General features: G+C 62.9%; 12 protein-coding genes. 4 read left to right on the top strand and 8 right to left on the bottom strand.

Translation table 11 applies throughout. The features are described from left to right. Positions 1–65 precede the first annotated feature (65 nt). The gene (locus ACNQPL_RS01755) at positions 66–1,214 is read right to left on the bottom strand and encodes a M14-type cytosolic carboxypeptidase (RefSeq protein WP_416465561.1); all 1,149 of its coding nucleotides are present in this window, start codon (positions 1,212–1,214) and stop codon (positions 66–68) included. Positions 1,215–1,547: 333 nt separating this feature from the next. On the opposite strand from ACNQPL_RS01755, the gene ACNQPL_RS01750 reads away from it, so the two are divergent. Beyond that, a complete protein-coding gene (locus tag ACNQPL_RS01750) occupies positions 1,548–2,096 on the top strand; it encodes an MFS transporter (protein WP_416465559.1) in 549 nt (182 codons plus the stop codon). Positions 2,097–2,566: 470 nt separating this feature from the next. Here the strand turns inward: ACNQPL_RS01750 and ACNQPL_RS01745 are convergent, their stop codons facing one another. Together ACNQPL_RS01745 and ACNQPL_RS01740 are read right to left on the bottom strand one after the other, a co-directional pair. Continuing rightward, complete coding sequence (locus ACNQPL_RS01745; protein WP_416465557.1) at positions 2,567–3,082, bottom strand: DUF4880 domain-containing protein; 516 nt, start codon at positions 3,080–3,082, stop codon at positions 2,567–2,569. Positions 3,083–3,518: 436 nt separating this feature from the next. Then, entirely contained in the window at positions 3,519–3,830 is a 312-nt protein-coding gene (locus ACNQPL_RS01740; RefSeq protein ID WP_346612074.1) for a DUF6124 family protein, read from the bottom strand. Positions 3,831–3,918: 88 nt separating this feature from the next. Between ACNQPL_RS01740 and ACNQPL_RS01735 the strand changes: the two genes are divergently transcribed. Further along, complete coding sequence (locus ACNQPL_RS01735; protein ID WP_346612075.1) at positions 3,919–4,626, top strand: S24 family peptidase; 708 nt, start codon at positions 3,919–3,921, stop codon at positions 4,624–4,626. 168 nt (positions 4,627–4,794) lie between these two features. On the opposite strand, the gene ACNQPL_RS01730 is transcribed toward ACNQPL_RS01735, so the two are convergent. Genes ACNQPL_RS01730 through ACNQPL_RS01715 form a run of 4 tightly spaced genes read right to left on the bottom strand, consistent with a single transcriptional unit; the run spans position 4,795 to position 10,352 of the window. Next, complete coding sequence (locus ACNQPL_RS01730) at positions 4,795–6,747, bottom strand: acetyl/propionyl/methylcrotonyl-CoA carboxylase subunit alpha (RefSeq protein WP_346612076.1); 1,953 nt, start codon at positions 6,745–6,747, stop codon at positions 4,795–4,797. Then, positions 6,744–7,559, bottom strand: a complete 816-nt coding sequence (locus tag ACNQPL_RS01725) for a gamma-carboxygeranoyl-CoA hydratase (protein WP_346612077.1) — start codon at positions 7,557–7,559, stop codon at positions 6,744–6,746. Before ACNQPL_RS01725 ends, ACNQPL_RS01730 begins: the two co-directional genes overlap by 4 nt. Positions 7,560–7,561: 2 nt before the next feature. Next, the gene (locus ACNQPL_RS01720) at positions 7,562–9,169 is read right to left on the bottom strand and encodes a carboxyl transferase domain-containing protein (RefSeq protein WP_416465553.1); all 1,608 of its coding nucleotides are present in this window, start codon (positions 9,167–9,169) and stop codon (positions 7,562–7,564) included. A 19-nt stretch (positions 9,170–9,188) separates the two neighbouring features. After that, positions 9,189–10,352 carry an isovaleryl-CoA dehydrogenase gene (locus ACNQPL_RS01715; RefSeq protein ID WP_346612079.1) on the bottom strand — a complete coding sequence of 388 codons (1,164 nt, stop codon included), beginning with the start codon at positions 10,350–10,352 and terminating at the stop codon, positions 9,189–9,191. Positions 10,353–10,587: 235 nt separating this feature from the next. On the opposite strand from ACNQPL_RS01715, the gene ACNQPL_RS01710 reads away from it, so the two are divergent. Further along, on the top strand, positions 10,588–12,270 hold the full coding sequence (locus tag ACNQPL_RS01710) for an AMP-binding protein (protein WP_416465551.1): 1,683 nt from the start codon (positions 10,588–10,590) through the stop codon (positions 12,268–12,270). Positions 12,271–12,415: 145 nt separating this feature from the next. On the opposite strand, the gene ACNQPL_RS01705 is transcribed toward ACNQPL_RS01710, so the two are convergent. Next, positions 12,416–12,577 carry a hypothetical protein gene (locus ACNQPL_RS01705; RefSeq protein ID WP_008089933.1) on the bottom strand — a complete coding sequence of 54 codons (162 nt, stop codon included), beginning with the start codon at positions 12,575–12,577 and terminating at the stop codon, positions 12,416–12,418. 142 nt (positions 12,578–12,719) lie between these two features. Between ACNQPL_RS01705 and ACNQPL_RS01700 the strand changes: the two genes are divergently transcribed. Continuing rightward, positions 12,720–14,738 (top strand): alpha-1,4-glucan--maltose-1-phosphate maltosyltransferase, encoded by a 2,019-nt coding sequence (locus ACNQPL_RS01700; RefSeq protein WP_416465549.1) that lies wholly within the window; start codon positions 12,720–12,722, stop codon positions 14,736–14,738. Positions 14,739–14,785: the final 47 nt, after the last annotated feature.

Raw genomic sequence — 14,785 nt, 5'->3', positions numbered from 1 at the left:
CCCTCCTACAGCCAGCACGGCGGTGAACCTGTAGGAGCGGGCTTGCCCGCGAGAGGCAGGAACTGTCAGCGCAGATCGTCAACCATCTTCAGCAAGGTTTCCAGCACCGCCCCCGCCAACGCCTTCGACCGCTCACCCGACCAGCCGGTCGCCGGGTTGGGCGCATCATCGTGGTCCTTGAACGGCATTTCCAGGGTCAGCGACAAGCAGTCATACGCCATCCCCACCGCATTGCACGCCAGCGTGGTGTTGGCCTGCCCCGGCTCATCACGTGTGTAGCCATACTTCGTCTGGAAGTCCGGCGTAACGCTGCACAACGTACTGCGGAACTGCTCCTCCAGCTTGGCCAGCCGCGGCGTATAGCCAGGGTTGCCTTCGCAGGCCGCCGTGAACACATGCGGGATTTCCTCATCCCCATGCACGTCGATAAACGCGTCCACCCCATATTGCTTCATCTGCGCCTGGGCAAAGAACACCTCAGGGCTCAGCTCGACACTGGCATCCTGCCAGGCTCGGTTGAGGTCCTTGCCCTTGAAGTTGGTGCGCAGGTGGCCAAGGAATGCGCCATCGGGGTTCATGTTGGGGATCAGGTACAAGTCGGCTTTGGCCAGCAGTTGCTTGACGACGTCATCGTTCGCTTGCAGCCGATCGATCACACCCTCCATGAACCACTCGGCCATATGCTCGCCCGGGTGCTGCTGGGCAATCAGCCACAGCTTGCGCTTGCCCGCGCCACCGTTGCCGGCGCGCAGCAGGGGGATGTCGCGGCCTTGCACGCTGCGGCCATGGGCCAACAGCTCTACCCCTTCGATTTGCTGGGCACGTTCGATCAACTGGTTGTGGCGCGCGCGTGGGTAGGGCTCGAAGTAGGCGAACCAGATCTGCTCCTGCTCGGCCTTCACTTCAAAGGCCAGTGCCTTGCCGTCGAACTGGCTGGGCACGCGGAACCAGGTGTGCTGGTCGTAGGAGGCCACGGCGTTATAGCCGGCCCAAGCGTTCTTGTAGGAGGACTCGCTGGCGTTGTCCAGGCTGAAGCGATGAACCTGACCGGGGGTGAGGCCGCTGACCTTGAAGTGGAACCACTGGAAGTGGCCGCTGTGAGTGTCCGGGCGGATGGCCAGGTGGACCTGCGCCGGGTTGCTGGCATCCAGTACCTGGATGTTGCCGGAATCAAAAGCGCAGTCGATCTGCAGGGGGGACAGCGTCACGGTCATTGGCGAGGCTCCTTGGGCTTTGTTGTGGGGGTACTGTACACCCCTTGATGGCCTGGAAGAACGTTCTTGTGCGGGGGCTTGCTCTTTGGTTGCGTGGTAAGGCCTCGCAAGTTGAGCGCAACTATATTATGTGGGAAGAATCGTTAAATGTAATAGTTGTTAAGAGAATTCCTACGCGTAGCTTTGACTTTTCCTTCGATAGTTCTGCTTGTGTCTCTTGTCAAATAATCTACGATGAGGTCGCAAAAGTACGGATCATTTCAAGGGTTGGGATGAAAAAAATAATAATTGTATCTCGTAAGCTAGAAGGTACAACGCGGCTGGAATGCTGCTGTGGCTAAGCCTTGTGACTCGTTCGGGCATAATCTTGTCGTGTTGCTTATGATGATCAGTTTGCTCGGGGTCTTTCCTTTAGATGTCATCCTGCCTTCCTTTCCTGACCTTGCAGCAAGTTTTGATGTCAGCCTCAAGACCATCGCTTTCTCGGTCAGTATCTTTGCTATAGGCGTAGCCATCTCGCAGGCAATCATTGGTCCGCTGTCGGATGTGGTCGGTAGGAAGCCATTGTTGATTGGAGGGCTTGCGGTTTCGGTAATAGGCTCGCTCGGTTGCCTGTTTTCCAAGGGTTACGAAGGCTTCATGATTTTTCGTCTGATCCAAGCCGTTGGGTGCGGCAGCTTCGTCTTGAGTCAGGTATTGGTGCAAGATGGTTACCCTGAAAAGCAGCAACATGTATTACGTATTGTAAAGCTTACGCTGAGTGGCTTGCTTATTTCGTTATCACCCTTGGTGGGGGCTGTGTTGCAGCACTATCTAGGGTGGGAGGGAAGCTTTCACATCTTCAGTATCTTGGCGGTGGTTGTACTTCTCTGTCCCTTTTAGTGCTACCTGACAAGCCCGTGCAGCCCGTGCGGGGTGGCATGCTGGTTAATCTCGAGAAGCTGTTGGCTGATCGAGGGCGTCGGTATTCACGGCGAGCAGCTTGGCTGGGGTGTGGCTGTTGTATTTTTTGAAGAGCAACGAGCGATCAGGGGGAGGCGCTTAGATGCCTGTCTTGCCTTTTGCGGTGATGCGCAAATCGAGCGCCGCCCGCGCGGCGCATCGCGGCTAAAGCCGCTCCTACATTTGTTGCAACGTGCCATGGCCTGATAGGCCATAGTTGTCAGCCTTGTGAGCATGACGCGATGTTTCGGCTGGCGCGGCCGGCGCTGTCTTCAACCATGCGCCAAGGCGAAAAACCATGGCCTGACTGGCATGGCCATGTTGCAACAAATGTGTAGGAGCGGCTTTAGCCGCGATGCGCCGCGCGGGCGGCGCTCGATCTAATAGACCCTGAGGACCTTGCGGCAGGCCTACGCCCAATAACCCATCAGCAACAGCGCAGCAACACCCAACCCAACCGCAATCGAGCACCCACCCAGCGAAAGCGCCGCGCGCCCTTGGCGGTACCAGCCATCCTGGCCCAGCTCGCGTGCCGGTGCCAGCAGGCTGCGCCAGCGCAGCTCGGTGTCATGGAAGGCTTGCAGGTGGGCCGGGTCGGCATCGAGCCAGCGGCGGAAATCGATGCGCTCACAGGCGGTTGCGTCGGGGCTTTGCAGCCGCACATACCACTGGCCAGCAATACTGGCCAAGGGATCGCCAGCGGGGCTTGCCGTTTGCAGGGCCTGGTTCATATTGCGCTCGATGCTCAATAAAGGCAGGCCGAGGCGGCTGGCAATAGTGGCGAAGTCCAGTTGGTCAAGGCGGTTGAGCAGGAATACTTGCTGAACACGGCGAGGCAGGCGTTTGAGCCCATGCAGCAAGGCATCCTCGGCTGCATTGCCGGTTGAAGGCTTAGGGTGCTCAAGGGGCAGCAGCAGGCGGCTCATGGTCAGCTCCTTGCTCGAGAGGGGAGGAAATGGGGGCATCGTCCGTGATGCGAAACCAGAGTAGGCGAAACGAGATTGATTCTCAAGTGCTGATTCCGCAAAGTTTTGTAATGAGCATTCACGCCCTGACACACTTTTGCTATCATCGCCGCCATCAACGATCTTCATTAGCCTGAAGAGCCAAAAAAAAGACCCGGCAAAAAGCCGGGTCAAAAACCGTGATTAGCCTGATGAGGAGATAATCTGAGAGCGACCTAAGCTCCAGGTTATCCAGCAGATCTCGCGATCAGCTGAGTGCAATAATAATCGTTATCATTTGCCAGTCAAATGATTTTTCTCTCGTTCGGTAAAAAACTTTTACCGGTGCGCTTCCTTGTCCCGGCATTCGGGGCCTCGGCCGTTCCAGGCCATCACGTCTCTCCCTAACGTTTTGTGCTTACAGCCCGGCCTGTGCGGCGCCCTTGTGCTCCAGCAGAGCCCTGGCCATGTCCATCATGTGCATCAACGCAAAGGTCAGTTCGCGTTGGCTGCCTTCCTGATGGCTGGCCGTTTCGTGGGCGGTGGCGGCGGCGCAGCGGAGCAGGGCGATGGCGTGCTCCTGGGCCTGTTCGCAGGTGACACCTTCGTGCAGGGTCCATATCCGGTTGTGCCCGCTGGGGCGGTTGGGGTTGGGGTTGAGGTAATAGTCGAGGGCGCGGCGGGCCGCTTCGCTGTCGAGTTCTGTTTCGTCGTTTTTCGGTGGTTTCATCCTGATACCTGCGCATGCCAATAGGGAAAAGGTCCTGGTTGATATTAATACCTGATGTATTTATGTGCTTGGAAAGAAATAATACTGAATGTTTATTGAGCGCAAGAAGGCAGTCCGTATCGTGCCAGCGATGAATATGGATAAATGGATTGCCCTCGTCCGTGACCGGATGGAGGAGCTCGATATCTCCCAGGAGCAGCTCGCCGAACGCGTTGGGGTTTCCCAGGGCAGCGTGGGCCATTGGGTGAACAAGCGGCGTCAGCCCAAGGTCGATTCGATGAACCGGGTGTTCGTCGAGCTGGGCATGCCGCACTATCATGTCAGCCTTCAATTGCGCGTGCTCGGCCAGCTGGGTGAGGACAGCGCCCGCTACGAGGTGGACGGCGCAGACGATGCGGTTGACCTGATGCAATACATCGTGTGTTTTCGTTACCCGGTGCTCGGCTGGGACCAGTTGGGTGCCAGCGAAGCAACGGAGCCGGCCGTTTACGAGCAGACCGAATACCTGGCGCAAGGCAAGGCGTTCTGGCTGACCGTGGAAAACGATGCCATGAGCACGGCCAGCGGCCGTAGCGTGCCACAGGGGATGCGCATTCTGGTTGACCCAGGGCTGGACGCAGAGCCTGGGCGGCTGGTGATTGCGCGCCAGCCTGGCAAGTCGGCGATTCTGCGTGAGCTGGCCGAGGAGGGCGGGGAGCGCTACCTGAAGGCGCTCAATAGCAGCTACCCGGCGTTGGTGTGTGAAGACGGGTGTGAGTTTCTGGGGGTGGTCGTGCGGGTGCACGGCACCTTCTAGATTGCCGGGGGCTGCTGTGCAGCCCATTCGCCGGCAAGCCGGCTCCCACAGGGATTGTGAGCGCCTCAAGCTTTTGTTCCAGGCCGTTGCCGCCAAATTCAAGGGCGGCGATCTACCTGTGGGAGCCGGCTTGCCGGCGAAAGGGCCGCAAAGCGGCCCCGGTTCACGTCATTCGGCCAATTCGACCAGTACCGTCCCTTCGCTGACCATGTCCCCTTCCTGGCAGAACAACGCCTTCACCGTCCCGCCATGGGGCGCGCGTATGCTGTGTTCCATCTTCATGGCTTCGAGCACCACCAGCGCGGCACCGGCTTCCACCACCTGGCCCGGCTCGACCAGCACGCGCACGATGCTGCCGTTCATCGGGGCACCCAGGCCGCCCTGGTGGCTGTGGCCGGCCTCGGCTTCGGCGATCGGGTCGAACGCCTCGATGGCGTGCATTTCGCCGTCCCAGCGCAGAAACAGCGTGCCACCCCGGCGTACCGCCAGGTAACGCCGGCGCACGCCACCATCGTCATGGCCCAGGCGGTCGCCGTCCAGCTGCCAGTTCGAGGCGGCGTAGTGCTCCAGGGCAACCGGCTGGCTTTCACCACCACTGCGCAAGTGCAGGCTGCTGCGCGCCGGCAGGCCCAAGCGCAAGCCAGAGCGCTGGGCCCATGGCGAGCGGCTGTCGTCGTCACGCTGCTGCGCGGCCTGGCCCTGTAACCAGGCCTCACCTGCGGCTTGCCAGAAGCCTGCGGGCAACGGTTGCGGCGCCGGCAGCAGTACCTCCTGGTGACGCGGGATAAAGCCTGTGTCCAGCTCGGCTGCTGCGAAGGCCGGGTGGGCGAGAATGCGCCGCAGGAAGGCGATATTGGTCTTCAGGCCGCCGATGGCGAATTCGTCGAGCATCGCCAGCAAGCGCAGGCGCGCCTGTTCGCGGTTTTCGCCCCAGGCGATCAGCTTGCCGAGCATCGGGTCGTAGAACGGCGACACCTCGTCACCTTCGCTGACCCCGCTGTCCACTCGGCGGCCGTCGCCGGGCGCCGACTCGCGGTACAGCGCCAGGGTGCCCGTGGCCGGCAGAAATTCGTTGGCCGGGTCTTCGGCATACAGGCGCACCTCGATGGCATGGCCGATCAGCGGCACCTGCGCCTGGCTGATCGGCAGTGGCTCGCCGCAGGCCACCCGAATCTGCCAGGCCACGAGGTCCAGGCCGGTAATGGCTTCGGTGACCGGGTGCTCCACCTGCAGGCGGGTGTTCATCTCCATGAAGAAGAACTCGCCGCGGGCGTCGAGTAAAAATTCCACGGTGCCGGCGCCGACATAGCCGATGGCCTGGGCGGCGCGCACTGCCGCCTGGCCCATGGCCTGGCGTTGTTCGGCTGAAAGCCCGGGCGCAGGTGCTTCCTCCACCACCTTTTGATGCCGACGCTGGATCGAGCAGTCACGTTCGTTGAGGTACAGGCAGTTGCCGTGCTGGTCGGCGAACACCTGGATTTCCACGTGACGTGGCTTGAGCACGTATTTTTCCACCAGCATGCGCGCATCGCCGAACGACGACTGCGCCTCGCGCTGGGCCGAGGCGAGGGCGTCGGCCAGCTGGCTTTCGTCCTCGACCACTTTCATGCCCTTGCCACCGCCACCGGCGCTGGCCTTGAGCAGCACCGGGTAGCCAATGCGCTCGGCGGCGCCGCGGAAGGTTTCCAGGTCCTGGGCGTCGCCGTGGTAACCCGGCACCAGCGGTACGCCGGCGGCTTCCATCAGCGCCTTGGCTGCCGATTTGCTACCCATGGCGTCGATGGCGCTGGCCGGTGGCCCGAGGAAGATCAGGCCGGCGTCCTCGATGGCGCGGGCAAAGCCTGCGTTTTCGGAAAGAAAGCCATAACCCGGGTGGATGGCCTGGGCGCCGCTGGCCTTGGCGGCGGCGAGCAGTTTGTCGACCACCAGGTAACTGTCGGCGGCCTTGCTGCCGCCCAGGTCGACACGAATGTCCGCTTCACGGCTGTGGCGCGCATCACGGTCGGTGGCGCTGTGCACGGCTACGGTGGTCAGGCCCATGGCTTTGGCTGTACGCATCACCCGGCAGGCGATTTCACCGCGGTTGGCGACCAGCAGGGTGGTCAGTGTGGGGCGGCTCATGGGCGCGGCTCCTTCTTGTGTACGGTTTGCCAGGCGGGTTGGCGCTTTTCAAGGAAGGCGCGCAGGCCCTCCTGGCCTTCGGCGCTGACGCGAATGCGGGCGATGGTGTTTTCGCAGTAGCGGCGCAATGCCGGGCTGAGCTCACCGTCGTCGACTTCGCGCAGCAGGTCTTTGGTGGCGCGCAGCGCTTGCGGGCTGTTCTGCAGCAGGTTGTCGACCCAGGCCTGAACCTGCGCCTCCAGTTCGGCGGCCGGGTACACCTCGGCCAGCAACCCCAGTTCACGGGCACGTACGCCGCTGAAGCGCTCTGCTGTGAGGGCGTAGCGGCGCGCGGCCCGCTCACCTATGGCCTTGACCACGAACGGGCTGATCACCGCCGGGGCCAGGCCAATGCGAACCTCCGACAGGCACAGCTGTGCGTCCTCGGCGCCGATGGCCATGTCGCAGCAGCTGATCAGCCCCAGCGCGCCGCCAAAGGCCGCACCTTGCACCACGGCCAGGGTCGGCGCCTTGAGCCGGTGCAGGGCGTACATCAGCTCGCCCAGCTCTCGGGCGTCGTCCAGGTTGGTGTTGAAGTCCAGCTGCGCCGATTGCTGCATCCAGGCCAGGTCGGCGCCGGCACTGAAATGCCGGCCACGGCCGCGCAGCAGCAGAAACCGCAGGCTCGCGTCGTCGGCCAGTTGATCGAGGGCGACGATCAGCTCGCGGATCATCAGGGCGTTAAAGGCGTTGTTCTTGTCCTCGCGGCTCAGCCACAGGGTGGCGAAGCCGCGCGGGTCGCGGGTCACTTCTAGGGTGCTGAAATCGCTCATGGTCACATCCGGAAAATGCCGAAGCGGCTCTGTTCGATCGGCGCGTTCAACGCGGCGGACAACGCCAGGCCCAGCACGTCACGGGTTTGCGCCGGGTCGATGACACCGTCGTCCCACAGCCGGGCACTGGAGTAATAAGGGTGGCCCTGGCGCTCGTACTGGTCGAGGATCGGCTGCTTGAGCCGCGCTTCATCCTCGGCGCTGAAGGCCTGGCCGCTGCGTTCGCTCTGCTCGCGCTTGACCTGCGCCAGCACCCCGGCCGCCTGTTCGGCACCCATCACGCCAATCCGCGCGTTGGGCCACATCCACAAGAAGCGTGGGTCGTAAGCGCGGCCGCACATGCCGTAGTTGCCGGCACCGAAGCTGCCGCCGATGATCACCGTGAATTTCGGCACCTGGGCGCACGCCACGGCGGTGACCAGCTTGGCGCCGTGCTTGGCGATGCCGCCTTCTTCGTACTTTTTGCCGACCATGAAGCCGGTGATGTTCTGCAGGAACAGCAGCGGGATGCCACGCTGGCAGGCCAGTTCGATGAAGTGCGCGCCTTTTTGCGCGGCTTCGGCGAAGAGGATGCCGTTGTTGGCCAGGATCGCCACCGGGTAGCCGTGCAGGTGAGCGAAGCCGCACACCAGCGTGGTACCGAACAGCGCCTTGAACTCATCGAACACCGAGCCGTCGACCAGGCGCGCGATCACCTCGCGTACATCGAAGGGTTGCTTGGCGTCGGCCGGCACCACGCCGTACAACTCCTCGGCGCCATACAGCGGCGCCACCGGGGCCTGGCACTGCAGCTTGCCGAGCTTGTGCCAGTTGAGGTTGGCCACACTGCGCCGGGCCAGGGCCAGGGCATGCTCGTCGTTGTCGGCATAATGGTCGGCCACGCCGCTGGTGCGGCAGTGCACATCGGCGCCGCCGAGGTCTTCGGCGCTCACCACCTCACCGGTGGCGGCTTTCACCAGCGGTGGGCCGGCCAGGAAGATGGTCGCCTGCTGGCGCACCATGATCGCTTCGTCGGCCATGGCTGGCACATAGGCGCCCCCTGCAGTGCACGACCCCATGACCACGGCGATCTGCGGAATGCCCAGCGCGCTCATGTTGGCCTGGTTGAAGAAGATCCGCCCGAAGTGCTCGCGGTCGGGGAACACTTCGTCCTGGCGTGGCAGGTTGGCGCCGCCGGAGTCCACCAGGTAAATGCACGGCAGGCGGTTCTGCAGGGCGATGGTCTGCGCGCGCAGGTGTTTCTTCACCGTCAGCGGGTAGTACGAGCCGCCTTTGACCGTGGCGTCGTTGGCCACGATCATGCATTCCACGCCTTCGACGCGGCCGATGCCAGCAATCACCCCAGCAGCAGGCACGTCTTCGCCGTACACCTCGTGGGCGGCCAGCTGGCCGATTTCGAGGAAGGGTGAGCCAGGGTCGAGCAGGCGGTCGATGCGTTCACGCGGCAGCAGTTTGCCGCGCGAGGTGTGCCGCTCCTGGGCCTTCGGCCCGCCGCCCTGCGCAATGTGGCCGAGCAGGCCGCGCAGGGCCTGGACCTGTTCGAGCATGGCCGCGCTGTTGCCGGCGAACTCAGCCGAACGCGGGTTGATCTGGGTGTGCAAGGTAGCCATGTGCGCCCGTCCCTTGTGCTCAGCGGGTTTCGTTGAACAGTTCGCGGCCAATCAGCATCCGGCGGATTTCGCTGGTGCCGGCGCCGATTTCGTACAGCTTGGCGTCGCGCAGCAGGCGGCCAGCCGGGAACTCGTTGATGTAGCCGTTGCCGCCGAGAATCTGGATCGCTTCCAGGGCCATTTGCGTGGCGCGTTCGGCGGTGTACAGGATCACCCCGGCGGCGTCCTTGCGGGTGGTCTCGCCACGGTCGCAGGCCTGTGCCACGGCGTACAGGTAGGCACGGCTGGCGTTGAGCTGGGTGTACATGTCGGCGATCTTGCCCTGGATCAGCTGGAACTCGCCGATGCTCTGGCCGAACTGCTTGCGGTCGTGAATGTACGGTACGACCAGGTCCATGCAGCTTTGCATGATGCCGGTGGGGCCGCCGGAGAGCACCACGCGCTCGTAGTCCAGGCCGCTCATCAGCACGCGCACGCCACCGTTGAGTTGGCCGAGGATGTTTTCTTCCGGCACTTCGACGTCATCGAAGAACAGCTCGCAGGTGTTGGAGCCACGCATGCCCAGCTTGTCGAACTTGTTGCTGCGGCTGAAGCCTTTCCAGTCGCGCTCGACGATGAATGCGCTGATGCCGTGCGCGGCCTTTTCCAGGTCGGTCTTGGCGTAGATCACGTAGGTGTTGGCGTCGGGGCCGTTGGTGATCCAGGTCTTGCTGCCGTTGAGCACGTAGCGGTCGCCGCGCTTTTCGGCGCGCAGCTTCATCGACACCACGTCGGAGCCGGCATTGGGCTCGCTCATGGCCAGGGCGCCGATGTGCTCGCCGCTGATCAGCTTGGGCAGGTATTTGAGCTTCTGCGCGTGGCTACCGTTGCGGTTGATCTGGTTGACGCACAGGTTGGAATGCGCGCCGTAGGAGAGGGCTACCGACGCCGAAGCGCGGCTGATCTCTTCCATCGACACCACGTGGGCCAGGTAGCCCAGGCCCGCACCGCCGTATTCTTCCGGCACGGTGATACCCAGCAGGCCCATGTCGCCAAACTTGCGCCACATGTCGGCGGGGAACAGGTTGTCATGGTCGATCTGCGCGGCGCGCGGCGCCAGTTCGGCGGCGACGAAGGTGCGCACCTGGTCACGGAGCATGTCAATGGTTTCGCCCAGGGCGAAGTTCAGGGAGGGGTAATGCATGTGGGCACCTTCTTGTTCTTGAAATTGGCTAACACCGTAGCTCAAAGGCTCACCACCCACCCCTGTGGGAGCGGGGTCGAGCGCCAAGAGCGGTATCGTTTTCACCTTTACGTTAACGTAAGCCTGTCCTGAATCGCTGTCAATCACCTCATCACCTTTACGTAAACGTAAATCTGCGCCAGAGTATTCCCGCCTGCTTCAGTCGTGCCCAGAACAACCACAAGAAGGGACACCCATGAGTCAACCGAGCTATACCCGCGGTCGCCAGGACCAAGCCTTGCTGACCCAGACCATCGGCCAGGCCTTCGATGCCACGGTGGCCCGCTGTGCCAATGGCGAGGCGCTGGTGTCGCGCCACCAGGGCCTGCGCTACAGCTGGCGGCAGTTGGCCGAACAGGTCGAAGTGCATGCCCGCGCGCTTATGGCCCTGGGCGTGAACACCGGCGACCGTGTCGGCATCTGGTCGCCCAACTGCGCCCAGTGGTGCATTTTGCAGCTGGCCAGTGCCAAGGTCGGCGCCATCCTGGTCAACATCAACCCGGCCTATCGCGTGGGTGAGCTGGAATACGTGTTGCGTCAGTCAGGGTGCCGCTGGCTGGTGTGCGCCGATGCCTTCAAGACATCTGACTACCACGCCATGATCCAGGAACTGGTGTCAGAATTGGCCTGCGCTACGCCAGGTGAACTGGTTAGTGAGCGCCTGCCGGACTTGCGCGGCGTGATCAGCCTGGCCGCCAACCCGCCTGCCGGCTTCCTGCCCTGGCACGCATTGGCCGAGCGGGCAGGGCAGATCTCGACCGATGCCTGCACTGCCCGCCAGCAAAGCCTGCAATTCGACCAGCCGGTGAACATCCAGTACACCTCCGGCACCACCGGGGCGCCCAAGGGAGCCACGCTCAGCCACTACAACATTCTCAATAATGGCTTCATGGTCGGCGAAAGCCTGGGCCTGACCGCACATGACCGCATGGTGATCCCGGTGCCGCTGTACCACTGCTTCGGCATGGTCATGGCCAACCTCGGCTGCATCACCCACGCCAGCACCATGATCTACCCCAACGACGCCTTCGACGCCGAGCTCACCCTGCGCGCCGTGGCCGAGGAGCGAGCCAGCATCCTGTACGGCGTGCCGACCATGTTCATCGCAATGCTCGACCACCCGGCCCGCCAAGGCATGGACCTGTCGACCCTGCGCAGCGGCATCATGGCCGGTGCCACCTGCCCGATCGAGGTGATGCGCCGGGTCATCGACCAGATGCACATGGCTGAAGTACAGATCGCCTATGGCATGACCGAAACCAGCCCGGTGTCGCTGCAGACCGGCCCGGACGACGACCTGGAGCTGCGCGTGACCACCGTTGGCCGCACCCAGCCGCAGCTGGAAAACAAACTGGTGGACGCGGACGGCTGCATCGTCGCGCGCGGTGAGATTGGCGAGCTTTGCACCCGCGGCTACAGCGTTATGCTCGGTTATTGGGACAACCCCCAAGCCACGGCAGACGCCATCGACCCGGCCGGGTGGATGCACTCGGGCGACCTGGCGGTGATGGACGAGCACGGCCATGTGCGCATCGTCGGGCGCAACAAGGACATGATCATTCGCGGTGGGGAGAACATCTACCCGCGTGAACTGGAGGAATTCTTCTACACGCATCCGGCTGTGGCCGATGCGCAGGTGATCGGGGTCCCGTGCAGCAAATATGGTGAGGAGGTGGTGGCCTGGATCAAGCTGCACCCGGGGCACAGCGCCACGGCCGATGAGCTGCACGGCTGGTGCAAGGCGCGCATCGCGCATTACAAAGTGCCGCGGCATTTTCGCTTCGTCGAGGAGTTCCCGATGACGGTGACCGGGAAGGTGCAGAAGTTCAGGATGAGGGAGATCAGTGTGGCGGAGCTGGCTATTGAAACGGTCGGTTGATGCATTGAATCTGCCGGCCCTTCGCGGGCAAGCCCGCTCCTACACGTACACCGTAGGCCTGTAGGAGCGGGCTTGCCCGCGAAGGGCCGTCAGCCTAACCAAACGATTCTGGTACTGGCAGAACTACCAGTTGCCTCGTCTATCCTTACACCTTCACCGGTGGCTCATCACTCGGCGGGTCACCCACCGTCGGCGGCACCGTCGGCTTGATCGGCAGCTCGTCCGGGTCTTCTTCCGGCACGGGCGGCGGCAGGCTGGGGTCGTCGATGTTGGGATCGGGGGTCTCCGGTGGAATGGGAATGTTCATGGCCTCACCTCGCGGGTTGGTAAATGAGAGAGTGGTGCAGGCTTTGATACGTGGCTGCGCCGTTCGCTCAATTTTTTTGAACCCCCCGTGCAGACGATGGCTCTGAACCCTTACCGCCAATGCCACCAGGGAGCCAGGACCGATGTCGCGTAACGAGCCCTTCGAAAGCGTACCGATGGCGAACGATCACCCCGACCAGGCCATCAGCCTGGCCCAGGCGCTGCTGGCGCCGCGCATCGTGATCGAAGACTGCAGCCCCGTGCTCGACGGCGGCACCTTCGCCGCCAAGGCCATCAGCGGCCAGCCGGTCGCGGTCAGCTGCAAGGTCTACAGCGACGGCCATGACCGCCTCGCCGTGATGCTCAATTGGCGCCAGGCCAACAGCCGGCGCTGGCATTGCGTGCCGATGCAGTCGCCCGGCAATGACCTGTGGCTGGCCGAATTCACCCCGACCGAGCTGGGCCCGCACCTGTTCAGCATCGAGGCCTGGATCGACCCGTTCGCCACCTACTGCCATGACCTGGAGCGCAAGTACCACGCGGGCGTGGAGGTGAAGCTGGAGCTGGAAGAAGGCCGCTTGCTCCTGGGCAAGGGCGCAGAACGTAGCGAAGGTGCCTTGCGCGAACAGATCGTGGGGTTGCAGGCGCAGCTGCCCGAGCTTTCCCAGGATGATCAGGTGGCATTGCTGCTCGGCCCTGAAGCAAGCCGGCTGATGAGCGAAGCTGAGCACCGCAGTTACCTTACCCGCAGCGTCGAATTCCCCCTCGACGTCGACCGCCCGGCCGCGCAGTTTGCCAGTTGGTACGAGCTGTTCCCGCGCTCGATCACTGACAGTGCCGAGCGACATGGCACCTTCAATGATGTGCACGCGCGCCTGCCGATGATCCGCGACATGGGCTTTGACGTGCTGTACTTCCCGCCCATCCACCCGATCGGCAAAAAGCACCGCAAGGGCCGTAACAATGCCTTGCAGGCCGAGCCCAACGACCCGGGCAGCCCCTATGCCATTGGCAGCCCCGAAGGCGGCCACGATGCCATTCACCCGGAACTGGGCACCCGTGAAGACTTCCGTCGCCTGGTGGCAGCCGCCGCTGAACACGGCCTGGAAATCGCCCTGGATTTCGCCATCCAGTGCTCTCAGGACCATCCTTGGCTGCAAGAGCACCCCGGCTGGTTCAGCTGGCGCCCCGACGGCACCATCCGCTATGCCGAGAACCCACCGAAAAAGTACCAGGACATCGTCAACGTCGATTTTTACGCCGCCGAGGCCGTGCCTTCGTTGTGGCTGGCCCTGCGCGATGTGGTGGTGGGCTGGGTCGAGGAGGGCGTGAAGACCTTCCGTGTCGACAACCCGCACACCAAGCCGCTGCCGTTCTGGCAATGGCTGATCGCCAATGTGCGCAGCCAGTACCCCGATGTGCTGTTCCTCGCCGAGGCGTTCACCAAGCCTGCGATGATGGCGCGCCTGGGCAAGGTCGGCTATGCGCAGAGCTACACCTACTTCACCTGGCGCAACACCAAAAAGGAGCTGCGCGAGTATTTCGAAGAACTCAACCAGCCGCCGTGGAGCCAGTGCTACCGCCCCAATTTCTTCGTCAATACGCCAGACATCAACCCGTTCTTCCTGCACACCTCGGGGCGCGCGGGCTTTCTGATCCGCGCCGCGTTGGCGACCATGGGTTCGGGGCTGTGGGGCATGTATTCGGGCTTTGAGCTTTGCGAGAGCGCGCCGTTGCCGGGCAAAGAGGAATACCTGGATTCGGAGAAATACCAAATCCGCCCGCGCGACTTCACCCAGCCCGGCAATATCATCGCCGAGATCGCCCAGCTCAACCGTATTCGCCGGCAGAACCGCGCCCTGCAAACGCATCTTGGGGTGGCATTCTTCAACTGCTGGAACGACAACATCCTGTACTTCGCCAAGCGCACCCCCGAGCGCGACAATTACATCCTGGTGGCGATCAGCCTCGACCCGCACAACGCCCAGGAGGCCAATTTCGAGCTGCCGCTGTGGGAGCTGGGCCTGGATGACGATGCCGATACCCTGGGCGAAGACTTGATGAACGGCCACCGCTGGACCTGGCACGGCAAGACCCAATGGATGCGCATCGAGCCCTGGCATCAGCCGTTTGGCATCTGGCGCATCGAGAAGGCCAGATAGCGGGCCGCTGCGCGCCCATTCGCGGGGCAAGCCCGCTCCCACAAGGC

This window comes from Pseudomonas sp. LFS044 (assembly GCF_047978245.1).
GTDB lineage: Bacteria > Pseudomonadota > Gammaproteobacteria > Pseudomonadales > Pseudomonadaceae > Aquipseudomonas.
This window is presented reverse-complemented; position numbering and strand designations above follow the sequence as displayed.

Excerpts from the sequence above, each read along its gene's own strand:
- ACNQPL_RS01720 (WP_416465553.1), bottom strand. The coding sequence starts at position 9,169 with ATGGCTACCTTGCACACCCAGATCAACCCGCGTTCGGCTGAGTTCGCC.
- ACNQPL_RS01725 (WP_346612077.1), bottom strand. The coding sequence starts at position 7,559 with ATGAGCGATTTCAGCACCCTAGAAGTGACCCGCGACCCGCGCGGCTTC.
- ACNQPL_RS01730 (WP_346612076.1), bottom strand. The coding sequence starts at position 6,747 with ATGAGCCGCCCCACACTGACCACCCTGCTGGTCGCCAACCGCGGTGAA.
- ACNQPL_RS01705 (WP_008089933.1), bottom strand. The coding sequence starts at position 12,577 with ATGAACATTCCCATTCCACCGGAGACCCCCGATCCCAACATCGACGAC.
- ACNQPL_RS01700 (WP_416465549.1), top strand. The coding sequence starts at position 12,720 with ATGTCGCGTAACGAGCCCTTCGAAAGCGTACCGATGGCGAACGATCAC.
- ACNQPL_RS01735 (WP_346612075.1), top strand. The coding sequence starts at position 3,919 with ATGTTTATTGAGCGCAAGAAGGCAGTCCGTATCGTGCCAGCGATGAAT.
- ACNQPL_RS01745 (WP_416465557.1), bottom strand. The coding sequence starts at position 3,082 with ATGAGCCGCCTGCTGCTGCCCCTTGAGCACCCTAAGCCTTCAACCGGC.
- ACNQPL_RS01710 (WP_416465551.1), top strand. The coding sequence starts at position 10,588 with ATGAGTCAACCGAGCTATACCCGCGGTCGCCAGGACCAAGCCTTGCTG.
- ACNQPL_RS01715 (WP_346612079.1), bottom strand. The coding sequence starts at position 10,352 with ATGCATTACCCCTCCCTGAACTTCGCCCTGGGCGAAACCATTGACATG.
- ACNQPL_RS01755 (WP_416465561.1), bottom strand. The coding sequence starts at position 1,214 with ATGACCGTGACGCTGTCCCCCCTGCAGATCGACTGCGCTTTTGATTCC.
- ACNQPL_RS01740 (WP_346612074.1), bottom strand. The coding sequence starts at position 3,830 with ATGAAACCACCGAAAAACGACGAAACAGAACTCGACAGCGAAGCGGCC.